This window comes from Actinomadura sp. NTSP31, assembly GCF_041951385.1.
GTDB classification, from domain to species: Bacteria; Actinomycetota; Actinomycetes; order Streptosporangiales; family Streptosporangiaceae; genus Spirillospora; species Spirillospora napierensis.
On record NZ_JBGNUT010000056.1, the window covers coordinates 1 to 24,389 of the forward strand.

Here is a 24,389-nt window from a genome sequence, read left to right on the forward strand (position 1 = left end):
TGCGCGTCCCTTCCGGGCGGTGTCGCCATTTCATCAGATCCGGCTCGTTTTGCAAAATCGGGCCTTCTCCGACGCCACCACGGCACGGCTGACACGGCGAAGCCGCGTCGGCTGCTGAGTGGTGGTTTCCCCGTCGGCCGGCCGCCGCGCGGGCGTCCTGCATCCGTTAGGGGGACGAGGGGTTAACGTACGTGGTCCGCGCGGCCTCGTCAAATCGGCGCGCGGAGCCGGGGCGGCGCCCCGCCCCGGCAGAGGCGGCGGGACGGGGGTCGGCCGGGAATGGATCTTCGTGGTCCCGCGCTCTGTCCTTCACCGACGAAGGGACGGGTATGAGCGACAAGGGACACGCGCTGGTGCTGGGCGGCGGAGGGGTCGCCGGCATCGCCTGGCTGAACGGCGTGCTGGCCGGCCTCGCCGCGGAGGGCGCGGACGTGACCGGTGCCGACCTGCTGGTGGGGACCTCGGCGGGCTCGGCGGTGGCGGCTCAGGTCGCGAGCGGGCGGCCGTTGAAGGAGCTGTACGCCCGGCAGGCGGATCCCCCGTTGCAGAACCGGGAGCTGGTGCCGGTGGGCGTGTCGGTGAGCGCGGTCATGGATGCGTGGATGCAGCTGGCCTACGAGCACCAGGGGGATCCGGCGGCGGTGCGGTCGGGGCTGGGGGCGCGGGCGCTCGCGGCCGACACGGTGCCCGAGGCGGAGCGGCGCGCGGTGATCGAGGAGCGGCTCCCCTCGCACGAGTGGCCGGACCGCAGGCTGCTCGTGACGGTCGTGAACGCGCTGACCGGTGACCTTCGGGTGCTGGACCGCGATTCCGGGGTGGGGCTGGTGGACGCGGTCGCCGCGAGCTGCGCGGTGCCGATGATCTGGCCGCCGGTGACGATCGACGGCGTCCGGTACGTGGACGGCGGCGTGTACTCGGCCAACAATCTGGGCCTGGCCGCCGGGTACGAGCGGGCACTGCTGTTCGCGCCGATGGAGGACCCGTACCTGGAGGGCGAGATCGCGGCGGTGACGCGGCAGGGCGGACGGGTCGAGGTGGTCCGTCCGGACGAGGCGTCCCAGCAGGCCTTCGGCGCCGACCCGCTGGACCCGGCGACGCGGACGCCGTCGGCCGAGGCGGGTCTCGCGCAGGGCAGGGCGATCGCCGCGGGCATCGCGGCCTTCTGGAACTGACCGGACGGGCCCGCGGCGGGCGATCGCACCGCCTCGGGCCCGCGTGCCGGGTCAGGACGTGGTGGCGGGTTCCGCGGGCGGGACGGCGGCGTCCGCCTCCTCCGGGGGCGTGCGCGTGAAGACGTTGAACACGAGGTTCAGCACGATGGCGCTGATGCTGCCCACGGTGATGCCGCTGTTGAGGATCGCGGCGACGTCCTTGGGCATGTTCTCGCCGAACTGCGGGACGACGGTGGGCAGCAGCGCGAGCGCGATGCTGACGGCGACGACCAGGGCGTTGCGCTCCTGGCGCAGGTCGACCTTGGCGAGGGTCTGGATGCCGACGACGGCGACCATCCCGAACATCGCGACGGCGGCGCCGCCGAGGACGTCCGGCGGGATGGACGCGACGTAGGCGGCGGCCTTCGGGAACAGCCCGAGGACGATCATGACGGCGCCGGCCGCGACGACCACGAACCGGCTGCGGACCCCGGTGAGCCGGACGAGTCCGACGTTCTGCGCGAAGCAGGTGTAGGGGAAGGCGTTCAGGGAGCCGCCGAGGAACGTGGACAGGCCGTCGGCGCGCAGCGCGCGGGTGATGTCGGCGTCGGTGACGTCCTTGCCGACGATCTCTCCGGTGGCCTTGGAGTCGCCGACCGTCTCCACGACGGTGACCATCATGACCAGCAGCATCGCGATGATCGGGCCGATGTGGAACGTGGGCGCGCCGTAGTGGAACGGGGTGGTGACGCCGAACCAGTCGGACTCGCCGACCTGGTCGAAGGCGGTGTCGCCGAGCGCGTAGGAGACGACCGTCCCGCCGACGAGGCCGAGCAGCACGGCGATGCTGCTGAGGAACGGGCGCCGCAGGCGGTAGAGGACGATGATGAACAGCAGGGTGCCGCCGGCGTAGACCAGGTGCTTCCAGCTGCCGAAGTCCTTGCCGGCGGCCTTCGCCGCGGCGCCGCCGGCGGCGTCGGTGAGCGCGTTCGGCAGCAGCACCAGGCCCATGATCGTCAGGACGGTGCCGGTGACCAGCGGCGGGAAGAACCGCAGCACCCGGCCGAGGAACGGGGCGGCGACCAGGGTGACCAGGCCCGCGGTGATGGTGGCGCCGTAGATCGCGAGGAGCCCTGCGGTGGCGTTCTGCGCGCCCTGCCCGATGGCGATCATCGGGGCGACGGCGGTGAACGTGACGCCCTGCACGATGGGCAGCCGGATGCCGATCTTCCAGATGCCGAGGGACTGGACGATGGTCGCGATCCCGCAGGTGAACAGGTCCGCGTTGATCAGGTAGACGAGCTGCTGCGGGGACAGCCCGATCGCGCCGGCGACCAGGATCGGCACGACGACGGCGCCGGCGTAGAACGCCAGGACGTGCTGGACGCCGTAGAGGGCGAGTTTGGGGGCGGGGAGCACCTCGTCGACGGGGTGCCGGCGCGGTCCTTCTTCGGGCATGCCTGCTTGCCTTCCGGGGGTGGGTCCGACCAGGTGGAAGCCCTGATCACGACGGCAGAAGATACCGGTGCCGGGCCCCGGCGCCGATGCCCGGCCCCACCCCTGGCGCGGCGGCGGCGCTAGGCGGGGTCGGTGAAGGCGGGCGGGCGCTTCTCGAAGTAGGCGCGGACGGCCTCGGCCTGGTTGGGCGAGCCGCGCAGCGCGCCGAGCTCGCGGGACTCCTCCAGGTACTGCCCGGCGAGGTCGCCGCCCTCGGCGGCGCGGTTGAGCAGCCGCTTGGCGCCGCGGATCGCGTCGGGGCTGCTGCCCGCGATCTGGCGGGCCAGCTCGAACGCCGCCGCGCGCGGGTCGTCGGCGGTGCGCGTCGCCAGCCCGAGCCGGACGGCCTCGTCACCGGACACCATGCGCCCGGTGAACGTCAGCTCCTTGGCCACGTCCTCGCCGACGAGGCGCAGCAGGGCGGCGGTCCCGGTCATGTCCGGCACCAGGCCCCAGCGGATCTCCAGCACCGACAGCCGCGCGTCCGGCGCGACGATGCGGATGTCGGCGCCGAGCGCGATCTGCAGCCCGCCGCCGAGCGCGTGCCCGTGCACGGCGGCGACCACCGGCTGCGGCAGCTCACGCCAGGTGTGCACGGCCTGCTGGCCGAGGTTGGTGATGCGTCCGGGTTCGCGGTCGGTGATGTCGGACAGCAGCCGCTTGGACCGGCCCTGACCGGAACCGGCAGTGCCGCCGGACGGGCCGTCCCCGGCCATCGCGGCGAAGTTGGAGAAGTCGAGGCCCGCGCAGAACGCGCGGCCCTCCCCCGACAGCACGACGGCCCGCACGGAGGGGTCGGCGGCGAGCGCGTCGCCGGTCTCGGCGAGGGCCTCGAAGGTCGCGAGGTCGAGGGCGTTCAGCTTGTCGGGGCGGTTGAGCCGCACGTCGGCGACTCCCTCGTGGACGTGCACGGTCACGCGGTCGGTCATGCCGGGATCCCTTCGCAGATGCGGCTTCGCAGGCCGATCGTCTCAAAAGATCTCCTTGATGACGGCGTCGCCTCCGGCCGCGGCGCGCGCGTAGACGCCGCGGAGCACCTCGAGGTCGCGGGCGAGCGATCCGTTGGTGACCATGTCGCTTCCGTCGTCGTCACCGAAGGAGTACGGCCCGATCTCCTTCAGCAGCGGATGCCGCTCCCGGATGAGGGCGTCCAGGTCGATCCCGCGCAGGTGGGCGTCGACGGCGCGCACCTCCGCCGGTCTCAGCAGCAGGGGCGCGTCGAGGCGGGACGAGCCGCCGGTCAGGACGAGCCCGCCCATGACGACGTCGCGGGCGGGCGCGGGCCCGAGGGGCACGCCCCTGTCGTCCGCGCCGTTCTCGCGTCCCGTCAGCAGGACGTGGATGGCGTCCCAGGTGCGCGTCGTGTGCGCGGACTCCAGCGTGCGGAGGGACTCGCCCCACGCGTCGCGGAGGCGGCGCAGCCCGCCCGGCAGGCCATGGGGGTGGTCGAGGAGCGCGTGGACCTCGCTCCAGGAGTGCTGGCCGATCGTCATCCAGCGGCCCATGGCTCCACCGGGCCGTCACCGTCCATGGGGCCATTGTGCCCGCCGGTGATCAGGTGACGGGAACGATTTCCGCGGCGGTCAGCCGGCCGTCCGCGATGTCGAGCAGGCCGATGGTGCCGTGCGGCTGGCGGCGCCGGTCGGTGGGCGACCCCGGGTTGAAGATGCGGACGCCGTCGCCGGTCTCGTCCATCGGGATGTGCGAGTGCCCGAACACGACGAGGTCGGCGGCGGGGAACCGGCGCCGCATCCGGGCCGTGCGGCCGCGCGCCTGGCCGCTGTCGTGGACCATCGCGACGGCGAGGCCGCCGAGGTCGAGTTCGAGGCGCTCGGGGGCGCCCCATTCGGCGACGTCGGGGCCGTCGTTGTTGCCGAGGACGGCGTGGACGGGCGCGTACTGGGCGAGTTCGTCGAGGACGGAAGCGACGCAGACGTCCCCGGCGTGCAGGATGGCGTCGGCGCCGCGCAGGTGCTCGGCCACCCGCGGCGGGCACGCCTTCCAGCGCCGGGGCGCGTGGGTGTCGGAGACGACCACGACTCTCATGCCCCCAGTGTCCGACGCCCGGTGCCGGCGGCCCGCGCCGGGGTCAGGAGGCGGGGCGGACGCGGTCGAGCTTGTCGGGGTTGAGGACGGCGAACAGCCCGTGGACGCGGCCGTCGCGGATGTCGAACGCCGCCAGCTGCTCGTGCCCGTCGATGTGCGTCCAGAGCGCGGGCGCGCCGTTGGCCTCGACGATCCGGACCTCGCCGAGGCCGTAGCGGGAGCCGAGGCCGGCGATGAACGCGGCGACGGCGGCGCGTCCCCGGACGGGGCGCAGCGCGGCGCGGACCTTGCCGCCGCCGTCGTTCCAGGCCACCACGTCCTCGGCGAGCAGGTCGGTGAGGGCGGCGAGGTCGCCGCCGCGGGCCGCGTCGAGGAACCGGCCGAGCAGCTCGGTGTGGTCGGCGGTGGACGGCCGGAACCTGTCGCGGCCCTCCGCGAGCCGCGCCGCCGCGCGGCGGTGGTGCTGGCGGCACGTCGCGGTGGGGACGCCGACGATGCCGGCGATCTCCTCGTAGGGCAGTTCGAACGCCTCCCGCAGCACGAACACGGCCCGTTCGGGCGGGGAGAGCCGTTCCATCAGGTGCAGGGTGGCGTAGGCGAGGGTGTCGGTCATCTCGGCGGTCTCCAGCGGCCCGAACGCGGCGGCGGACACCGGTTCGGGCAGCCAGGGCCCGGTGTAGGCCTCGCGGGTGACGCGGGCGGAGCGGAGCTGGTCCAGGGCGAGCCGCGACACGATCGTCACGAGGTAGGCGCGGGGCGTCTCGACCTCGGCGGGGTCGGTCCTGGTCCACCGCAGGTACGCCTCCTGGACGACGTCCTCGGCGTCCCACATGCTGCCGAGCAGCCGGTAGGCGAGCCCGAGCAGCAGCGGGCGGTGCTCCTCGAACGCGCCGGCGGCGCCTCCCCGCGGTTCCATGCGGACGATCATGCCGCGTCGCGGGAGGCGGTGCCGCCGGCCTCGATGCCGTGCACCCAGCTCGGGTGGCGCGGCCGCCAGTCGAGGCGGAGCCGGGCGCGGGCGTTGTCGGCGCCGCGCAGCCCGTTCATGAACGCCACGCCCCAGCCTCCGACGGCGAGCCGGGCGAGCGCGGCGGGGACGTGCCGGGGTGCGGGCGCGTCCAGCATCCGGGCGTAGCCGGTGAGGAAGTCCGCCATCGGGACGGGCGTGTCGTCGACGACGTTGAGGACGCCGGTGAGGTCCTTGTCGAGCGCGGCGACGATGGCGGTGGCGGCGTCGTCGGCGTGGGTGAACGACAGGACGGAGCGGCCGCCGCCGACCACGGGCACCTTCCCGGCGCGGACCTGGGCGGTGAACGATCCGTCGGGCGCGTAGGCGGAGCCGGGCCCGTACAGGTGCCCGAACCGCAGGACGAGGCCGTCCGCGTCGGCGGTCGTCGTCTCGAGGTCGATGAGGGCGGACAGGACGGGCGCGAACTGCTTGGGGGTGTGCTCGGTCCACAGCGGGGCGTCCTCGTCGGCGAGGCCGTCCGCAGGCTGGTAGGCGTAGGCGAGGCCCTGGGCGACGACGCGGGCGGCGCCGGCCTTCCGGGCGGCGGCGTAGAGGTTGCGGGTGCCCTCGGTGCGCAGCCGGTTGGTGAGCGCGAAGTCGCGGGCCAGGTGCTTGGGGTCGGGTGCGGCCGGGATGGCGGTGAGCAGGTTGACGACGGTGTCGGGCGCGGCCTCGCGGACGGCGCGGGACAGCGCGTCCCGGTCGAGCGCGTCGGCGGCGAGGGTGCGGCCGGGGCCGCGGCCGGAGCGGGACAGCCCGATCGCCTCGTGTCCGACGGCCTCCAGCAGCGGCATCAGCCGGGCGCCGATGACTCCGGTGGATCCGGCGACGAGAACTCGCATGACGGCTCCTGATGTCCGTCCCGGCGCGGGCCGGGAGTATGTCGGTTACGGCATCAGGACGGGGCGGGCGCGCCGGGCGTGACAGTCCCGGATGTGATTCAGGGCACATGACCGGAAACGGGTGATTTAGCCACCCCGGGATCTGGACACAGGTGGGAAACAACTGTAAGCGCTGTGTCATTATCCCCTGCTGACCTGCGGGGTTAGGCTCGAGGTCCTCGCGAATCGTCCGCAGGATCCGGCCGTACGCCCCCGGCCGCTCCGACACGGCGACCCAGCACCGCGAGGATCAGGGGGCGGCCGGGCGCCGAGGTGGAAGACCACTCCCTTGCACCGGCCCCGGGGCCCGGCCGCTACCCCTGCCCGGCTACGAGGTCAGGTAGAGCTTGCGGTCGAAGACCCCGGAGCCGGCGGTGCTCTCGCCGCGGCCGATGGCGGCGCCGCTGCCGGTGCCGCTGGACGGGCAGACCCCGCTGCTGCCGGACTCGCGGACGAGCTGGATGGCGTCGGACTTGCCCTGCAGGTCGTCGTCGGGCAGCGGACGGTTCGGGTTGTCGCGGTTGTAGACGTCGAAGGTCAGCCCGTCGGCGCCGCCGGTGCGGAAGCCGTAGATGCAGGTGACGGTGATGCCGAGCACCTGGCCCTTCAGGGTGATCCGCAGGTCGCCGCCGATGGCGATGGCACCGTCGCGCCCGCCCTGCACGGGGTCGTAGGTGATCTGCCCGCCGCGGTCGGAGACGCCGCCCAGGTCGAGGTCGGTGGCGGGCGAGCTGAACCCGTTGGAGGTGTGGCACGCGCCGATGGAGGCGGCGGTCAGCTCACCGGCGCCCGCGGAGGTGGTCGTGCCCCGCATCTGCGCGCTGTCGCAGGTGCCGGTGACGTTCATGCCCAGGAAGGTGGTGGAGAAGTTCAGCGTGCCGACGGTGGCGATCTGCCAGTTCCCGGCGTAGGGCGCGCCGGTGGCGGTGTCCTGGCGGATCGTGGTGGTGGCGGCGGACGCGGGGCCGGCCGCCAGCGCGAGCGCGGCGCACGCGGCGGCCGCCGGGACGGCGAGCCGGGCGAGCGGGACGGGTCGGGCGGGAGCTTTCACGGGGTTCCTCCTCGGAGAGGGTTTCCTGCCTCCGCGCGCGGGGTCGCCCGCGCGCGGCCCCCTGGGCGCGGCCGGCGGACGCCCGCCATGACCGCGCCGAACACAATGCGTTCATACCCGAGTGATCCCGGAAAGCAAAGAGCGGATCAGAAAGACGCTCGCATTTCATCGGATTCCGATAAAGCGAGAAAGATGATCACTAATCTGACCGTGTATCGGCCGCATCGACGCCTGCGGCGAACGCGCCTTGTCGCCTCATCTTACAAATACCGCCGGAATTGGAACGATCGCATGGGGGAAAGATTTCCCGCACCTGCGGAATCTCCGCGGGGAAGGCGCGCGGCCGGGCTGGGAGGTACGGACGGACCCGGCCGCGCGCCTGGTCTGTCAGCGGAACACGGGCTTCATCGCGTAGACGCGGTTGGGCTTGTTGTAGCCGACGAACACGCGGGACCCGCGGCCCGCCGGCGCGACGGCGAGGCCCTCGCTCTCGCCCGTCAGCGGGATCGTGATCGCCTCCAGGATCGTGCCGGACCGGTCCAGGACGGTGATCGTGTTGTTGGTGTAGTAGAGGACCTTGTCGCCGGACATTTCCAGGCCCTGCGGAACGCCCTGGTAGCCGAGCGGGAACGTCGAGCGGACATTCCCGTCCAGGTCGGTGAAGGCGAAGACGAACGGGCCGTTGTCGCCCGGCCCGGCGTGGACGAGCAGCCCGTCGCGTTCGTTGTCCACCGCGACCAGCCCGGAATTTCCGAGGGAGCCGAAGTCGATGGTGCGGACGATGCGCGGCTCGCCCGTCCAGTCGACGACGTTCACCTTGGTGGGGTTGGTGCCGCCGCCGGTCGCGACGTAGAGCAGGCCGTCGCGGACGCGGACGCTGACCTCGGCGGCGTGCCCGACGTCGAGCGGCGCGCTCTCCTTGACCTTGGTGCCGTCGGGACGGTACTCGCGGATGACGCCCTGGCCGCCGCCCACGTCGAAGCCGACGAAGAAGCGGCCGCGCCGGTAGGCCAGGCCCTGCATGTTGCCGGTGTCGGGGACGTCGAAGACCAGGTCGAAGGTGAAGGAGCGTTCGGCCGCGGCGGCCGGACGGGCCGAACCGGCCAGCGCGGCGGCGCCGGCGAGTGCGGCGGCGCCCGCGAAGCCGAGCGCCGCGCGGCGGGTGAGCGGCGTCGCGGCGGGGGGTGGTGATGCGTGCATCGTGCCTCCTCGTGGTGGGGGTTGCGCGGGGAGTCTCGGGAGCGGCGCCGGGGCCGGGGGCGGCCGGGCCGGCGGCGGGGTCAGGCCGGTCGCGGCAGGTCGAGGACGCCGGGGTTGGCGCAGTGCAGGAGGGGTTCGCCGCGCAGGTGGCGGCCGACGTCCTCGGCGATGATGCGGGCCGCGTTGGCGGCGGTCTGCTTGCTGGCGCCCGCCAGGTGCGGGGTGACGATGATGTTCGGCGTGGTCAGCAGCCGGGAACCGGCCGGGATCGGCTCCTCGGGGAAGACGTCGAACGCGGCGGCGAACAGGTGCCCGGACTCCACCGCGTCGCACGCGGCCTCGTAGTCCAGCAGCGATCCGCGCGCGCAGTTGACGATGATCGAGCCGGGCGCCATCGCGGCGATCTGCGCGGCGCCGATCATCCCGGTGGTCTGCGGGGTGGCGCGGGCGTGCAGGGAGACGATCTGCGCGCGCGCCAGCAGGTCGTCCAGCGGCACCAGTTCCGCGATGTCGGCGAGGTCGCCGAGGTCGTCCAGATACGGGTCGTGGACGAGGACGTTCGCGCCGAGCGCGGCCAGCATCCGGGCGACGCGGCGTCCGACCGCGCCGCAGCCGACCAGGCCGACGGTGCTGCCGAGCAGCTCGACGCCGACGTCGTCGTAGCGGTAGTAGTCGCCGCGCCACTGGCCGGCGACCAGGTCGGCGTGGGTCTGCGGGATCCGGCGGACGGCCGCGAGGATCAGCCCGAGGGTGTGCTCGGCGGTGGCGCCGGCGTTGCGTCCGGGCGCGTAGCAGACGGCGACGCCGTGCTCGGTGGCCGCGTCGAGGTTGGCGTTGACTGGCCCGCCCCGGCTGATGCCGAACAGCTCCAGGTCCGGGCACGCCTCCAGGACGCGGCGGGTGAGCGGCGCCATCTGGGTGACGCAGACGCGGGCGCCGCGCAGCGCCTCGATGAGCCGCTCCTCGGTGCCGGACGCCTCGTCCACCTCGGCGACCCGCCCGAACGGCTCGACCGGCCACGGCAGCGTGAGCTCGGCGAACTCCAGGTCGCCGGGGGCGGCGGCGCGCAGCGCGTCGATGAACAGGCGGTTGCGGACGAACAGGTCACCGGCCGCGAGGACGCGGGTCGTCATTGCAGGCTCCAGGGAACGAGCGATCCTTCGATCGCGGTGTTGAACTCCAGGAGGGCGGCCTCGCCGTCCCGGAGCCGGATCTCGGTCAGTGCGCAGTTGCCCAGCGACGGGAACCGCCGCCGGTAGTCCTTGAGCGGCAGCCCCAGCAGCCGGCACAGGGCGAGCCGGAGGGCGGTGGAGTGCGCGACGACCAGGACGCGGCCGCCGGGATGCCGTCCGGCGATGTCGTGCAGGCAGGCGGTGAAGCGGCCGGCCGCGGCCACCGGGTCCTCGCCGCCGGGCAGGTGGCCCGCGACGGGGTCGGCGTGGAAGGCGCGCAGCGCGTCGGGGAACGCGCGGGCCATCTCCTCGCGGGTGAGGCCCTCGGCGCGCCCGAAGTCGAGTTCGCGCAGCCGCGCGTCGGCGGCGGGGTCCGCGCCGATCGCCTTGGCGGCCGGCTCGGCGGTGATGCGGGCGCGGCTCAGGTCCGAGCACCAGACCGCGTCGGGGCGGGCCGTGCGCGCCCACGCGCCGAGCAGCCGTGCCTGCTCCAGGCCGCGCGGTGTCAGCGCGACGTCGCTGACGCCGGCGTAGCGGTTCTCGGCGTGCCATTCGGTCTCGCCGTGGCGGACCAGGACGAGCCGCGTCATCGGGCCGTCCTCGTCCGCGCGTGGGCGGCGGTCGGGGCGGGGAGCCATCCGCGTCCTTCCAGTTCGTCGACCATGCGCAGGTAGGCGTCGTCGAATCGGCCGGCGTTCGCCGGGCTCGGGTCGACGGTGGCCGCGACGGCGACCATCGACGCGGCGACGTCCGCGACGTCGCGGCCCGGCGACGCGGCGAGGACGGCGGCGCCGAGCGCGGGCTCGGCCTGGCGCGGCAGGACGACCGGCCTGCCGAGGACGTCGGCGCGCAGCCGGCACCAGTACCGCGACTTCGCGGCGCCGCCGGTGAGGGTGAGGTCGCCGCCGGTCGGGGCGCCGAGCAGGTCGAGGTGGTCGAAGCAGAGCCGTTCGATGAAGGCGACCCCCTGCAGGACGGCGGCGTAGGCGTCGGCCTCGTCGCCGGTCGCGCCGAGGGTGAACCCGCGGGCATCGGGCGCGACGAACGGGAACCGCTCCCCCGCCCCGACGAGCGGGTAGGTCAGCGCGGTCGCGGGCTCGCGGGCCGCGGCGCGGCGGTCGAGGCCGGCGAGGTCGCGGCCCGGGAAGTCGCGGGTGAGGGCGCCCGCGCCGGTGCTGGACGCGCCGCCGGGGAGCCACCGCCCGTCCGGCGCCTTGTGGGAGTACACGACGCCGAACGGGTCCTGGACGAGGTCGTCGGTGACGCCCTTGAGCACGAGGGTCGTGCCGAGGACGGAGTTCCACGAGCCGGCGGTGAGGCGGCCGCTGCCGAGCTGGGCGGCGCACCCGTCGGTCGCGCCCGCGACCACGGGCGTCCCCTCCGGCAGGCCGGTCGCGGCGGCGGCCTCGGCGCGGACGGCGCCGAGCGGGGTGCCGGAACGTTCCAGCTCGGGGAGCAGGCCGGCCGGGACGCCGAGCGCGTCGAGGACGTCCAGCGGCCAGGCCTCGGCGACGAGGTCGGCGCCGGTCTTCAGGGCGTTGCTGAGGTCGGCGGCGACGGGACGCCCGGTCAGCCGCCGGTTCACGAAGTCGGCCTGGTGCGCCAGGCGCGCCCCGTCCGGCAGGGCCGGGCCGTGCTCCAGCAGCCACAGCAGCTTGGGCAGCGCCCAGGCGGGCTGCATGCGCTGGTAGCCGAGCCGGCGCCACACCTCGCCGCCGGCTTCGTTGATCTTCTCCACCGCGCCGGCGGCGCGGGTGTCGTCGTACATGAGCGCCGGGGTCAGGGGCCGTCCGTCGCGGTCGGTCAGCAGGACGGTGCCGGACGTGCCGTCCACCGCGACGGCCTGCACCGCGCCCGCCGGGACGTCGCGCAGCGCCTCGCGGCAGGCCGCGGCGACGGCCGTCCACCACTGTTCCGGGTCCTGCTCGTGGCGCGGGCCGTCGCGCCGGCCCGACAGCGGGGACGTCCCGCTGCCCGCGACCTGGCCGGTCGCGGTGACGGCCAGGGCGCGGACGCTCTGCGTCCCGAGGTCGACGCCGACCCAGACGGGCTCGCGGGTCACCGGTCCCCCCCGCGCTCGCGCATGGCGGCGAGCGTGGGCCAGGCCGGCGCGGTGGCCTGCCGGATGTCCAGGAAGTCCCGGTACGTCTGTGCGTAGTGCGCGGCCCGCGCGGGATCGGGTTCGTAGACCTCGCCCGGGTGGACGTACCGGTCGACGGCGTCGCGGGCGTCCCCGGCGCGGCCGGTGGCCAGCAGCCCGACGATGAACGCGCCGCGCGCGCCCGCCTCGGTGTCGGCGGACCGGACGACCGGGACGCCGGTGACGTCGGCGAGCATGCCGAGCCAGAACGGGCTCGCCGAGCCGCCGCCGTTGACCCGCAGTTCGGTCGGGCGCGTCCCGGCCGCCTCCAGGCAGTCCCGGACGACCAGGCTGAGCCCTTCCAGGACGGCCCGGGCCAGGTCGGCGCGTTCGTGCTCGACGGTGAGCCCGTGGAAGGCGCCGCGCGCCCGCGGGTCCAGGAACGGGGCGCGTTCCCCGGCGGGCGACAGGTAGGGAAGGAAGACCAGGCCGCCGGCACCGGGCGGAGACTGCGCCGCCAGCGCGGACAGCGCGGACGGGTCGTCGCCGAGGCCGAGCATCCGGCGGGCCCAGTCGACCACCTGGCCGCCCGCGAGGGTCGGGAACGCCCGCAGCCACCGGTCCGGCAGGCCCATCGCCACCGTGAACCCGGACGGCTCGCCGTCCAGGCGCGGCTCGTCCACGACCATCTCGGTGCACAGCGTCGTGCCGAGGATCGTGCACGCCTGCCCGGTGCCGACCGCGCCCGCGCCGATCGCGGTGGAGGCGATGTCGTAGGGCGCGAGGACGACCGGGATTCCCGTGGGCAGGCCGAGCGCGACCGCCGCGTCCGGCGTCAGCGGGGCGGCCCGCTCGTCGTCGCCGAGCAGATCCGGGAGCAGCGCCGACGCCCACTCCATGCCGTAGAGGCGCAGCAGGTCGCGGGAGATGGCGCGCTCGCGGACGTCCATGAACGGCGCCGAGGCGTCCGAGGAGTCCACCGCGATCCGCCCGGTGAGCCGCGCGAAGATCCAGCCGCCGCAGGTCAGGGCCGCCGCGGACCGGGCGAGCCGGTCCGGGTCGTGCTCGCGCAGCCAGGTGAGGATCGCGTTGGGCAGCCCGGGGAACGGCAGCGACCCGTTCGCGCGGAACGCCTCGGCGATGACGCCCGCGCGCGCCCACTCCCCGACGATCGCGGCGGCGCGGCCGTCGTTCCACAGGATCGCCGGGCCGGTCGGCGCCCCGGTGGAGTCGACGAGCCAGCAGCCGTCGCCCTGCGCGGTGAGCGCGAGCAGGTCGACGCCGGCGCCCACCGCGGCGACCTGGGCGGCGGCCTCGCGCACCGCGCCCGCGACCGCGTCCCAGACCTCGCCCATGTCCTGCTCGGCCCGGCCGGGCGCGGGCCGGGACACCGCGGTGGGCCGGCGGACGACGGCCAGCTCCGTGCCGTCCTCGGCGTACCCGACCGCCTTGATCATCGTGGTGCCCGCGTCGACGCAGACGACCGCCATCAGCTCTCCCGTGAGGTGCGGAAACAGGGGGTCAGGCGCGGCCGTGCGTCCGCCGCGACCGGCGGGCGACCGAGTCCAGCGCCACGGCCAGCAGCAGCACCGCGCCGGTGACCATGAACCGGTAGGACGAGTCGAGGTTCAGCAGCGTCAGGCCGCTGGAGATCGACTGGATCACGACGATGCCGAGCAGCGCGGCGAACGCGTTGCCGCGCCCGCCGAACAGGCTCGTCCCGCCGATGACGGCCGCCGCGATCGCGTTCAGGTTCACGTCGCCGCCGCCGCTGCTCTGGTTCGCCGCCGCCAGCCGGGCCGCCGCGAGGATCCCGCCGACGGCGGCGAGCGTCGTGCACACCACGAACGCCGACGTGTAGACCGCCTTGACGTTGATGCCGGCGCGGCGGGCCGCCTCGACGTTCCCGCCCACCGCGTACACCGACTTGCCGTACTTCGTCCGGGACAGGACGTAGTGCATCGCCAGCACGAGGCCGAGGAACAGCACGAACATCCAGCCGACGCCCCGGTCCCGGCTGAGGTACCAGACGGCGACCGCGAGGCCCACCAGCAGGACCGCGCTGCGCAGCAGCAGCGTCTGCTCGGTGGTGGCGGGCAGGCCGGCCTTGCGGCGCGCCACCGCCCGCGCGTGGCCCGTCCAGTACAGCGCGGCGGCGCCCGCGGCGACCAGCACGTACGCCAGCCACGGCGGAACGAAGTCGAGCTGCGCGAACGTCACCAGCCACGAGTCGAACGGCAGGTTGATCGAGCCCTTGGCGCCGAGGATCCACAGTTGCAGGCCGAGGAAGCCGAGCAGGCCGGCGAGGGTGATGACGAAGCTCGGCACGCCGAGCCGGTTGAACACCTGCGCGTAGAACCAGCCGATCAGGCAGCCCGCCGCCGCCGCCGCGACGATCGCGACCACCGCGGGCATCCCCTGGTCGACGAACAGCACCGCGGTGACGGCCGCGCTGAGCCCGCTGACGGAGCCGACCGACAGGTCGATCTGCCCGACGAGCAGCATGAACACCACGCCGAGCGCGATCACCCCGACCGGCGCGCACTCCATCGCCAGGTTCACCAGGTTCGCGCTGGACAGGAACACCGAGTTCATGGCCTGCATGACGGTCCAGATGACCACCAGGCCCGCGACGACCGGCCACACGCCGAGGTCGCCGCCGCGCACCCGGTCGGCCATGCCGGTGAGGGTGGCGCGCAGGCCCCGGTCCCGCGGTTCCTCCGCCGGCGCCTGCTCCACCGGCGGCGCCGTGGTGACGTCACTCATCGCCGTCCCCCTTCGTCATCGCGATCGGTTCGGCGGGCTCGCCGGACCCGGCGGGCGCCCCGTCTGATTCGGCGCCCGATTCGGCGCCGGGCTCGGCGCCGGCCGGGCGGGTGCGCTTCGAGCGGCGGCTGACGACGTTGTCGCTCGCGCCGGTGATCGCCGCGACCAGTTCCTCGGCCGAGGTCGTCTCCGCGTCGAACACGCCGTTGTTGCGGCCGAGCCGCAGCACCGCGACGCGGTCCGCGACCGCCTTCACGTCCGCCATGTTGTGGCTGATCATGATGACGCCGAGGCCGCGCTCGCGGAGCCGCTCGATCAGGTTCAGCACCTCGGCGGTCTGCGCGACGCCGAGCGCGGCGGTCGGCTCGTCCAGGATGATGACCTTCGGGTCGCCGAGCAGCGACCGGGCGATCGCCACCGTCTGCCGCTGCCCGCCCGACAGCGCCGCGACCGGCGCCTCCACCGACGGGATCTTCGCCGACAGCTGGCGCAGCAGCTCCCGGGAGCGGACCTCCATCGCCACCTCGTCCAGCCGCAGCGCCCGCAGCTCGCGGCCGAGGAACAGGTTCTCGATGACGTTCAGGTTCTCGCAGAGCGCGAGGTCCTGGAAGACGGTCGCGATGCCGAGCTGCTGGGCCGCGGCCGGGCTCGGCACCGCCACCTCCCGGGACTGGAAGGTGATGGTCCCCGCGTCCGCCGGGTGCACGCCCGACAGGACCTTCACCAGCGTGGACTTGCCGGCGCCGTTGTCGCCGACGAGGGCGACGACCTCTCCCGCCGCGACGTCCAGGTCGACGCCGGTGAGGGCGGCGACCGCGCCGAAGGACTTGCTGATGCCGCGCAGCGACAGCAGCGCGCCGTCCTTCGCGGCGGCCGGGGCGGGGGCCGTTGGGGTGGGCGTTGGTGACATGACCGACCTTCGTGGATCGTTGCCTGGTGCCTTGCCGCCGCTCGCGCGGGCGGCTACTTGATGCCGAGCTGGGTGCAGCCGGCCGCGTACTCGGCCGTGCAGACCTGGGCGGCCTTGAGCGCCCCGCCCGGCCCGAGCAGCACCGTGGCGATGTTGTCCCGGGTCACCACGGTCGGGGTGAACAGCTGCGACGGGGTGTTGAACAGGGTGGCGTTCGCCTTCGGCTTCTCGCCCTTGACCAGCTCGTTCGCCGCCTGCGCCGCGGCCTCCGCGACGATCTTGATGGGCTTGGAGATCGTGTTGTACTGGTCGCCGTTGACGATCCGCTGCGCGGCGGCGAGCTCGGCGTCGTTGCCGGTGACCGGCGGGACCGGCTTCCCGGCCGCCTTGAACGCCGCCACGCTGGCCCCGCCCGTGCCGTCGTTGGCGGCGACGACGCCCGCGATCTGGCCGCCGAACTTGCTGATCTGGCCGCTCACCCAGTCCTGCGCCTTGGCCGGCTCCCAGCCCGGGGTGTCGTACTCGGCGAGCAGCTTGAACCCCGACGGGTCGACCGCGCTGTGGATGCCCTTCTTGATCAGGTTCGCCGCGGCGTCCGTGGGCGACCCGTTGACCTCCAGGATCCCGCCCTTCGCCTTGCCCTGCTTCAGGTGGTCGACCAGCGACTGGCCGATCATCGCGCCGATCTTCTCGTTGTCGAAGGAGACGTAGAAGTCGGCCTTGGCGGCGGGGATCGGCCGGTCGTAGGCGAGCACGGCGACCTTGCGGGACTGCGCCATCCGGACGATGGACGCGGCCGCGGCCGAGTCGACCGGGTCGATCACGATGGCCTTGGCGCCCTGCGCGAGCACCGAGCTCGCCTGCTGCTGCTGCTTGGAGGCGTCGGCCCCGGCGTTCTGGTAGAGCACCTGGCAACCGCCGCACAGCTGCTTCATCTTCGCCTTGAACAGCGGCGCGTCGTACAGCTCGTAGCGGGTCGAGGCGATGTCCGGCATGAGAAACGCGATCTTGGCGTTCTTCGCGTCGCCGCCGGTCGAGCCCGCGCTCTTGGACGAGCACGCCGCGGCGGGGGCGAGCACGGCGAGGGCCGCGCCGGCCGCGGCGGCGGTCCGGAGGGAAAGCTTCTTCACTGAGGTCTCCTCGGTGCTGCGCCCGCGATGAAAGGGCGACCGATCCAGCGCGGCGGCCGGCCGAGCCGGGGCCGCACCGGCCGTCGCGGTGAGAACGTAACACTAGGAACGTTAGAAGTGTCAATACTGCGGCGTTAATTAACATTCGCGAGCGCGAACCGGTCGCCGGCCTGCCGCTGGAACGCGCAGGTCACAAGTCAATATCGACCCTGCACGGCCTCTTGGCGGCACGGGTGGACGTGGTGTTCGTTCTAACATCGGCCATCACATGGGCGCGCGCAGAGCCCGGCCCTCGGGCCGGGGCGGAGCCGGCCGTCAGGCGCGCGCGGCGACGCCGTACTCGACCTTGTGCCGGTCGAGTTCGCGGAGCGCGGCGGCGGAGGCGCCGTCGTCGGTGAGGACGCGCTCGAACTCGCCGAGCGGCGCGACGCGGTGCAGCGCGGTGCGTCCCAGCTTGGTGTGGTCCACCAGCAGGACGTTGCGGACGGCGCTGCGCAGCATGGCCCGCTTCACCACCACGACCCGCTGCTCCTGGTGGCAGGCGTTGCCGGCCGACACCGCCGAGGTCGACACGAAGCACATGTCGACCTGCAGCGCCTCGATCGCCTCGACGCACGAGACGCCCATGAACGAGTTGTGCAGCGGGTCGTAGTCGCCGCCCAGCGCGATCAGCCGGACGCCCTGCACGGGGGCCAGCAGGTTCAGGCAGTCGAGGAAGTTCGTGACGATCGTCAGCGGGCCGGCGTCCTTGATCCGGCGGGCGAGCGCGAGCGCGGTGGTCGAGTCGTCCAGCATGATCGCCATGCCGGGCTCGACCAGCTCCGCCGCCGCGGCGGCGATCGCCTCCTTCTCCTCGCGCATCGACTTGCTCCGGTAGGCGACGCTGCTCTCGAAGACGCCCGAGCGCTGCGCGGTGACCCCGCCCCGGTACTTGCGGACGATGCCCTGCCGTTCCAGCTCGTCCAGGTCGCGGTGGATGGTCATCAGGCTGACCCCGAACCGCTCGACCAGCTCCGCCGCCGTCGCCGAGCCCTGCGCGAGCACCGCCTCGGCGATCGCGTCCTGGCGCTGCGCGGGCCCCCGCCGCTGCCGGTTGCTCATGCTGGGCTCCTCCGTCCGGACGCCGCGGCCGCGGCGGGTCGAGGGGAAGTTAACATCACCGATGTTAAGAGCTCAACCCGTGCTGTCACTCCCCGCCGTGGCCGGCAGGCCCGCCGCGCGCCACGCCTTGAAGCCTCCGACGACGTCGGTGGCGCGGGTCAGGCCGAGGTCGTGCAGCGACGCGGCGGCCAGGCTGGAGGTGTACCCCTCCGAGCAGAACACGATGACGCGCACGTCGTGCCCGGTGGCCTGCGGCAGCCGGGCGTCCGACCGCGGGTCGAACCGCCATTCCAGGACGTTGCGCTCGACGATCAGCGCGCCGGGGATCTCCCCCTCCGCGGCCCGCTGCGCGGCCGGGCGGATGTCCACCAGCACCGCGCCGTCGCGGGCCGCGGCGTGCGCCGCGCCGGGGGCGAGCCGTTCCAGCCGCTCGCGGGCGGCGGCGAGGATCTCATCGATGGTGCGAGGCATGCCCCCAAGAATGTCATCAGATTTCCTACTGAGCGACTCGGCAATTGCGCACCCGCCCGCGCGGCCCGGGAGGTCAGACCTCCAGGATGCGGAGCGACGGGTGGTTCCTGGTGTTGAGGTGGAGCTTCTCCTTCGAGCCGTCCTTCTCCAGTTCGAGGACGAACCGGTAGTGGTAGAGGCCGGGCCGCGCGGTGCTCTGCACGGCGCCCGCCCAGTAGTAGTAGACGGGCGTGTACGGCGACCGCATGAGGTCGGGCCCGCCGTAGATCTTCAGCTCGGTGGTGATGCGCCGTTCCGCGACGTCCTCCTCGTCGCCCTTCTCGGTGTCCAGGAAGACCAGGTTGGTGATCTTCGGCATCGGCGGCCAGGTGCCGTCCGGCCGCTTCTCCATCTCCACCGGGCGGATGATCCAGTTGATCACCTGGCCCTGCTTGCAGATCGTCTCCAGGTGGTCGGTGCCCTGCCCGACCCCGCCGACGCTGTTGTCCATCATGAACAGGGCGCCGTCGAGCGAGCCGGTCGCCGTCGCCCGCTCCATGTTCACCAGGGTCACGATGTTGAGCTGGACCGAGTTCAGCTGGCCGCGATCCTCGGCCTTCTTCACGCTCTGCGGGCTGGTCATCGGGCCCCCTTCGGCGCGCCGGCGGGTGCGGGCGCGGAGGTCTGGCCGACGAGGGCCGGCGTCGAGATGCTGAACGGCTCGGTGATGGTGCCCAGCCGGAACTTCAGCCGGTACGGCACCGGCTCCGTGATCGTCTTCTTCACGGTGCCGGTCCAGTAGATGATGTCGGTGCCCGGGTAGACCTTGCGCTCCGGCTCGCAGACCTTCTCGTCGATCACGATCTCGTCGAGGGCGGCGTAGGTCTCGCACTCCAGCACGACGACGTTCCACAGCAGCTGGTCGCCGGCCCGGACGCGGGTGCGGAGCTCCTCGGTGCCGAACCCGGTGGAGCCCTCGGTCTTGTTGGTGTCGTACAGGTACAGGTTGTGGTGCAGGCTGCCGGTCGCGAGGACGGCCACCGGGTCCACCACGGCGGTGATCGAGACGGGCCGGGTCGCGCGCGGCTCCGGCGGCTTGGCCTTGGGGGGCATTCGCTCCTCCGTTTCGGGGCGGTGGCGTGGGCTAGGACGGGGGGACGGCCGGTACGGGCAGCAGGCCGAGACCCGCCCCGGTGAAGGCGTTGCGCTTGGGCTCGGTCGTGACCCGGATGGCGGCGGTGCAGGTCAGGTCCACCGACTCCCACACCGGCTCGCCGTTGCGCGTCACCAGCTCGTGGAGCTGGACGTCCATCGTGTAGGCGTAGGTCCCGGGCCGGGCGGTGTCCACCGTCGCCGACCAGTACCAGCCGTCCGACACCATGTCGGGCGACTGGTACTGCGCCGGGTAGATGATCTTCTCGTCCACCGCCTGCCCGCTGATGTTCGTGATGATCGGCGGCGGGTAGTTGTAGGCGCCGGTGGCGTCGCCGGCGATCGCGTTGCCGGTGACGTCCAGGATCTTGGCGCTGGCCAGGCCGCGGCTGCCGCGCGGGCGCCGGGCGTGCGTGCCGACCCGGCCGCGCAGCGCCGCCAGCTCGGCGGAGGTGTCGACGGACGGGTCCGCAGCGCGGTCGCTGACCCCCGCGAGCTCCTCCAGCGCCTGCCGGTCGATCTCCTGCGCCCGGTCGGCGTGGTAGCTGCGCGGGACCGTCGGCGGGATGGAGCCGAGGCTCGCCAGCGCCCAGTTCAGCACCTGCTCGGTGCCCTGCGACCCGTCGCTCCAGTAGGAGCCGAGGATGGCGGTCACCAGCTCGCCGGTGCCGTCCCCGGTGGACCCGAGGAACTTCATGTTGTCGAAGAGGTAGACGTTGCCCTTCAGTGCGCGTTCCCGCAGCGCGTTGGCGATGTCCACCATCACGATGATCGCTTGCTGTTGTGCCATGGGTTCGCCTTCCCTGTCGGAGGTGGGATCACGCGCACATCAGCGCGGGCGAGTCGACGTTCAGCACGCTGTTGGGGCCCTCGTGCATCTGCAGCTCGAGCCGGTACCGGTAACGCGCGCCCGGGATCAGGTAGGCGGGGACGATGCCGCTCCACACCTTGAGGTCCAGGTTCTCCCTCTCCCCGTCCCCGTCCGGGGGCGCTCCGGCGGCACCGGGCGGGCCGCCGGCCTCGAGGAAGGTGATGCTCCTGATCTCCACCGGGGTCTGCACGTCCACGGCCACGGCGGTCCACTGGACGACCTGGCCGGGCGCGACGACGGTGCACAGGTCGGGCGTCCCCTGCCCCGCGCTGTCGAGCGACCCGTCGTCCATCAGGGACAGGTTCCCGTCGTGCAGGGTCCTGTCGGAGAGCGCGCCGACGACGTCGACGAGCGCGATGATGTTGACCTTCTCTTTCATTCCCGTCCTTTCGGTGACCGTTGCCTGGCGCCGCCGCGCCGCGGTGCGGGCGGGCGGGCGGCGTCGGATCACCCCCGGTCGCGGACCAGGGGGACCTTGCCGACGGCCGTCCGCTCGATCTCGGGGGACGACCGGTGCACGAACGCGAGGTGGAAGCGGTAGCCGGTGCGCTCGACCGCCGCCCGGGTGGCCTCCCGGTCGTTGAACAGCGACAGGGAGCGGGGCAGCGCGCCGGCGACCACCCGCTGGACGCCGGCCGGGCCGAGCGCGGTGGTCACCGCGTGCGTCAGCCCGTCGGGGTCGTCGACCGCGGCGAGCAGCGTGATGGTCTTGTGTTCGCGGTGGTTGACGAACTGGAGGTCGTGGGCGGCGGCGTCCAGGTCGACGCCGGTGGCCTCGCGCAGGTCGTCGCGGACGGCGGCGTAGGCGAGCGCCGCCGAGTACTGGCTGTCGTTGATGTGCAGGACGTCGCCGGTGCGGCCGGCGAACTCGAACCGGCCGGTCTTCAGGCCGGGCCCGTCGAGGGCGGGCCGGCGGACCATCCGGTCGCCGAGCTTGAGGCGCGGCAGCGGCGCCTCGTGGGCGTGCAGCCGGGTGACGACCAGCTCGCCCTCCTCGCCCTCGGCGACGGCGCGGCCCGCCTCGTCGACGATCTCGACCAGGTGCAGGCCCGGCACCGCGGCCAGCCAGGGCGAGTCGTCGTCGAGCTGGAGCCCGATGGTCTCGGCCTGGGTGGCGGCGAAGTAGCTGAGGATGGCGACGTTGGGGTAGACCGCGCGCAGCTCGGCGCGCTTGCGGTGCGGCAGCACGCCGCTGCCGTACATCGCGACGCGGAAGCTCTCCCGCGCCTCCCGGCTCAGCCCGGCGCCGAGGTCGCCGAGGATCGCGATGCCCGCCGAGATCCCCATCATCGCCTTGGGGCCCGGGTAGGAGAACATGTGCTCCAGCACCGGCGCGGTGACGGGCCCGGCGCCGATGTAGTTGACGCCGGGGACCTGCTGCAGGACGCCGCCGACCATCGTCCCGCTGCTCCACATCTGGTAGTCGGCGAGGTTGGTGAACAGCCACTTGGGGTCGCCGCCGGCCAGGTGGTCGCGGAGCTGGTAGGTGCCCATGAAGGCGCCCGCGATCCGGTAGGTGTCGTGCAGCTCGCGCAGCGAGTAGACGATCTCCAGCGGCAGCCCGTCGCTGGTGCCGCCGCTGGCGACCACCTCGAACCCGCCGTGCCCGAGCGGCACGACCATGCCGGGGCGCGCGCCCATGAACATGTCGCGCTGGACGGTCTTGTCCGACAGCGGCACCCGCTCCCACTCCTCGTAGGTGGCGGGCGGGCCGGTGACGCCGGAGGCGGCGAGCCGCTCCCGCCACAGCGGGTTGAGCAGCACCGTGTTGATCATCTGGCCGAGGCGGCGCAGCACCAGGGCGTCCTGGATCTCGTGCGGGGTCTCGCTGTAGGGGACGCCGCAGATCCGCTCGCATTCGCGCATCTTGCCCGCGAAGGAGGGCAGCGCCGGGACGTCGTCCACCGACCAGGGCCGCATCTCCTCCTCGGGGATCAGCCGCGCGGCCAGTTCCGCGCCGTCTCCGGGTGATCGTCCGGGGGGCGCGAGGATCATCGAGGTCATAGGCTCTCCTGTTCGTCACGGTTTCGTGGTGCGGGGGTTCTTGGGGCGCGCGCCTTGCGGGGCGGCGGGGCCGTCAGGCGAGGTCGTCGTCGCGGAGCAGGCGCTCGCCGGTGGTCCTGATCTCGGTGAGGAGCATCCGGAAATGCTCGGCGCTCACCTGGTGGTTCATCAGGACGACGCGCAGGGCGGCGACGCCCCGCACGTTCACCTTGGAAATGAAGAACCGGCCGGCCAGCCTGACCTGTTTCCTGATCCGCAGTTGGAGGCGGTGGACGCGGTCCTCGCCGATTTCTTGCGGGCGGTAGCGGAAACAGAGAATGTTGGCTTCCGGCTGGTGCAGGGTCTCGAAGTCGGGTTCTTCGGCAAGGACGCGATAGGCCTCATTCGTGGTGCGGCACAAATGCTCGATCTTCTCGGCGAACAGCGCGGGCCCGTACATCGCCCAGAGCGTCCACAACGGCATGATCATCGGGCGCTTCGTGCATTCGACGTTCTTGTCGCCGCTGTCGAACTCGCAGTGCGCGTCCGGTTCCTCGTCGAAGACGTAGCTGGCGACGCGGCGCCGGAAGGCGCCGGGCGCGTCCTGCGCGTTCCGGTAGAACAGCATCGTGCAGGGCGCCGGGACGAACATCAGCTTGTGCGCGTCCCAGGTCAGCGAGTCGGCCTTCTCGATGCCGCGCAGCCGGTGCCGCAGCGCGTCGGAGACCAGGAGGCTGGCGCCGTGCGCGCCGTCGACGTGCAGCCAGATGCCGCGCCCGGCGGCGATGCCGGCCAGCTCGTCGATCGGGTCGAAGGCGCCGAGCGCGGTGGTGCCGGCCGACGCCACCATGCAGAACACCTCCAGGCCGCGGCGCTCGGCGGCGGCGAGCACGGCGGGCACCCGGCGGGCGGCGATCCGGCCGCGCCGGTCCAGCGGGAGGCGGACGATCCGGGACTCGCCGATGCCGAGGATGCCGGCCGCGCGGGTCACGCTGTAGTGCACGTCCTCGCCGACGGCGATCGCCGGGCGGCCCCGGCCGCGGTGCTCGCCGCGCGCCCAGATGCCGGGGCAGGCGCGGTTGCGGGCGGCCAGCAGCGCGGTGAGGTTGGCCAGCGAGCCGCCGGACGTGGTGACCATCGCGAACCGGCCCGGCTCCCAGCCGATGAAGCGGTTGAGCTCGTCGGCCATGATCCGCTCGGCGGTGATCGGCAGCTGGCCGGCCTCGTAGTAGGACGACGGCTGGTTGACGACCGAGCCGACGAAGTCGATCACGCCGGCCAGCGGGACGGTGCCGGAGAACTGCCGGCCCAGGTAGCCCGGCGAGTGCACCTGGATTCCGGTGCGGACGTAGAGGTCGACGATCGCGGCGAGCCGCTTGTCGTCGAAGTCGGCGATGGTCTCGCGCTCGGTGGTCATGAGCGCCCGCGCGGCCCGCGACAGCGCGCCGGGGTCGGACAGGTCCAGGCCGCGGACCGTCAGATCGGCCAAATGTGCTTCCAGCCGCGCGGCGACCGCCTCGGAATTCCTTCGGAAGAGCGCCGGATCGAACGCGGCGATCAGCGACTCGTTCGCCTCCGTCCAGTGCGGAAAAGACGGTGGGCATTCTTCCGACACGTCGGTCACGTTGTCGCCCTCCAATTTCCTGACCACTTAGCAAACTCACCTGACAGGGGCGAGTCTAGGCAGAATTCAACGTGTGCAACAAGGGCACGTAGTGCTAACCGTCGGGACACCGCCTCCTTTGGTCGCCGAACTGCTTGATCAACTCTAAATGCCTGCTTTGTCGTATTTAAACGACCGTTCTCCGAAAAGCCGCCGCGGCGCGCGGCCATCGGGATTCGCGCGGCGCGGCCGCGCCCGACGCCCGGCGCGACCCACCCGGCGCCCGGTCGCCGCGACCGGGGCGCCGCGGTACTACCGTCGTCCGCAAGGCGCCGC

The 24,389-nt window shown here is 73.2% G+C and carries 24 protein-coding genes; 1 reads left to right on the plus strand and 23 read right to left on the minus strand.

The annotated features are described in order from the left end of the window. Positions 1-329 precede the first annotated feature (329 nt). Positions 330-1,172 (plus strand): patatin-like phospholipase family protein, encoded by an 843-nt coding sequence (locus ACA514_RS47100; protein WP_375048054.1) that lies wholly within the window; start codon positions 330-332, stop codon positions 1,170-1,172. A gap of 51 nt (positions 1,173-1,223) precedes the next feature. Here the strand turns inward: ACA514_RS47100 and ACA514_RS47105 are convergent, their stop codons facing one another. From ACA514_RS47105 to ACA514_RS47215, 23 genes are all read right to left on the minus strand, one after another. Continuing rightward, positions 1,224-2,609 (minus strand): nucleobase:cation symporter-2 family protein, encoded by a 1,386-nt coding sequence (locus tag ACA514_RS47105; RefSeq protein WP_375048055.1) that lies wholly within the window; start codon positions 2,607-2,609, stop codon positions 1,224-1,226. Positions 2,610-2,728: 119 nt separating this feature from the next. Further along, positions 2,729-3,577 carry a crotonase/enoyl-CoA hydratase family protein gene (locus tag ACA514_RS47110; RefSeq protein ID WP_375048056.1) on the minus strand — a complete coding sequence of 283 codons (849 nt, stop codon included), beginning with the start codon at positions 3,575-3,577 and terminating at the stop codon, positions 2,729-2,731. Between the two features lie 42 nt (positions 3,578-3,619). Beyond that, entirely contained in the window at positions 3,620-4,153 is a 534-nt protein-coding gene (locus tag ACA514_RS47115; RefSeq protein ID WP_375048057.1) for a DUF1877 family protein, read from the minus strand. A 49-nt stretch (positions 4,154-4,202) separates the two neighbouring features. Then, a complete protein-coding gene (locus tag ACA514_RS47120; RefSeq protein ID WP_375048058.1) occupies positions 4,203-4,694 on the minus strand; it encodes a metallophosphoesterase family protein in 492 nt (163 codons plus the stop codon). 43 nt (positions 4,695-4,737) lie between these two features. Beyond that, the gene (locus ACA514_RS47125; RefSeq protein ID WP_375048059.1) at positions 4,738-5,610 is read right to left on the minus strand and encodes an RNA polymerase sigma-70 factor; all 873 of its coding nucleotides are present in this window, start codon (positions 5,608-5,610) and stop codon (positions 4,738-4,740) included. Positions 5,611-5,618: 8 nt separating this feature from the next. Further along, the gene (locus tag ACA514_RS47130) at positions 5,619-6,545 is read right to left on the minus strand and encodes an NAD-dependent epimerase/dehydratase family protein (RefSeq protein ID WP_375048060.1); all 927 of its coding nucleotides are present in this window, start codon (positions 6,543-6,545) and stop codon (positions 5,619-5,621) included. A gap of 367 nt (positions 6,546-6,912) precedes the next feature. Beyond that, entirely contained in the window at positions 6,913-7,635 is a 723-nt protein-coding gene (locus ACA514_RS47135; RefSeq protein ID WP_375048061.1) for a hypothetical protein, read from the minus strand. A 387-nt stretch (positions 7,636-8,022) separates the two neighbouring features. Next, positions 8,023-8,835, minus strand: a complete 813-nt coding sequence (locus ACA514_RS47140) for a hypothetical protein (protein ID WP_375048063.1) — start codon at positions 8,833-8,835, stop codon at positions 8,023-8,025. Positions 8,836-8,915: 80 nt separating this feature from the next. Next, positions 8,916-9,968, minus strand: a complete 1,053-nt coding sequence (locus ACA514_RS47145) for a 2-hydroxyacid dehydrogenase (RefSeq protein ID WP_375048064.1) — start codon at positions 9,966-9,968, stop codon at positions 8,916-8,918. Further along, on the minus strand, positions 9,965-10,597 hold the full coding sequence (locus ACA514_RS47150) for a histidine phosphatase family protein (RefSeq protein WP_375048065.1): 633 nt from the start codon (positions 10,595-10,597) through the stop codon (positions 9,965-9,967). The genes ACA514_RS47145 and ACA514_RS47150 overlap by 4 nt, the downstream gene beginning before the upstream one ends. After that, positions 10,594-12,069, minus strand: coding sequence for an FGGY-family carbohydrate kinase (locus tag ACA514_RS47155; RefSeq protein WP_375048066.1), 1,476 nt, complete (start codon positions 12,067-12,069; stop codon positions 10,594-10,596). The genes ACA514_RS47150 and ACA514_RS47155 overlap by 4 nt, the downstream gene beginning before the upstream one ends. Next, complete coding sequence (locus ACA514_RS47160) at positions 12,066-13,577, minus strand: FGGY family carbohydrate kinase (protein ID WP_375048067.1); 1,512 nt, start codon at positions 13,575-13,577, stop codon at positions 12,066-12,068. Before ACA514_RS47160 ends, ACA514_RS47155 begins: the two co-directional genes overlap by 4 nt. A gap of 31 nt (positions 13,578-13,608) precedes the next feature. Then, entirely contained in the window at positions 13,609-14,853 is a 1,245-nt protein-coding gene (locus ACA514_RS47165; protein WP_375048068.1) for a sugar ABC transporter permease, read from the minus strand. Beyond that, complete coding sequence (locus ACA514_RS47170) at positions 14,846-15,763, minus strand: ATP-binding cassette domain-containing protein (RefSeq protein WP_375048069.1); 918 nt, start codon at positions 15,761-15,763, stop codon at positions 14,846-14,848. Before ACA514_RS47170 ends, ACA514_RS47165 begins: the two co-directional genes overlap by 8 nt. A 53-nt stretch (positions 15,764-15,816) precedes the next feature. After that, on the minus strand, positions 15,817-16,893 hold the full coding sequence (locus ACA514_RS47175) for a substrate-binding domain-containing protein (protein ID WP_375048070.1): 1,077 nt from the start codon (positions 16,891-16,893) through the stop codon (positions 15,817-15,819). A 315-nt stretch (positions 16,894-17,208) separates the two neighbouring features. Continuing rightward, positions 17,209-17,994: a DeoR/GlpR family DNA-binding transcription regulator gene (locus ACA514_RS47180; protein ID WP_375048071.1), complete on the minus strand. Its 786-nt coding sequence runs from the start codon at positions 17,992-17,994 to the stop codon at positions 17,209-17,211. Positions 17,995-18,066: 72 nt separating this feature from the next. After that, the gene (locus tag ACA514_RS47185) at positions 18,067-18,465 is read right to left on the minus strand and encodes a rhodanese-like domain-containing protein (protein WP_375048073.1); all 399 of its coding nucleotides are present in this window, start codon (positions 18,463-18,465) and stop codon (positions 18,067-18,069) included. Positions 18,466-18,538: 73 nt separating this feature from the next. Then, positions 18,539-19,087, minus strand: coding sequence for a hypothetical protein (locus ACA514_RS47190; RefSeq protein WP_375048075.1), 549 nt, complete (start codon positions 19,085-19,087; stop codon positions 18,539-18,541). After that, positions 19,084-19,557, minus strand: coding sequence for a hypothetical protein (locus tag ACA514_RS47195; protein WP_375048076.1), 474 nt, complete (start codon positions 19,555-19,557; stop codon positions 19,084-19,086). The genes ACA514_RS47190 and ACA514_RS47195 overlap by 4 nt, the downstream gene beginning before the upstream one ends. 31 nt (positions 19,558-19,588) lie before the next feature. Then, the gene (locus tag ACA514_RS47200) at positions 19,589-20,386 is read right to left on the minus strand and encodes a hypothetical protein (protein ID WP_375048077.1); all 798 of its coding nucleotides are present in this window, start codon (positions 20,384-20,386) and stop codon (positions 19,589-19,591) included. Positions 20,387-20,414: 28 nt separating this feature from the next. Beyond that, the gene (locus ACA514_RS47205; RefSeq protein WP_375048078.1) at positions 20,415-20,846 is read right to left on the minus strand and encodes a hypothetical protein; all 432 of its coding nucleotides are present in this window, start codon (positions 20,844-20,846) and stop codon (positions 20,415-20,417) included. Positions 20,847-20,914: 68 nt separating this feature from the next. Then, a complete protein-coding gene (locus ACA514_RS47210) occupies positions 20,915-22,471 on the minus strand; it encodes a hypothetical protein (RefSeq protein ID WP_375048079.1) in 1,557 nt (518 codons plus the stop codon). Positions 22,472-22,544: 73 nt separating this feature from the next. Continuing rightward, complete coding sequence (locus ACA514_RS47215; RefSeq protein WP_375048080.1) at positions 22,545-24,074, minus strand: pyridoxal phosphate-dependent decarboxylase family protein; 1,530 nt, start codon at positions 24,072-24,074, stop codon at positions 22,545-22,547. Between the last annotated feature and the right edge of the window lie 315 nt (positions 24,075-24,389).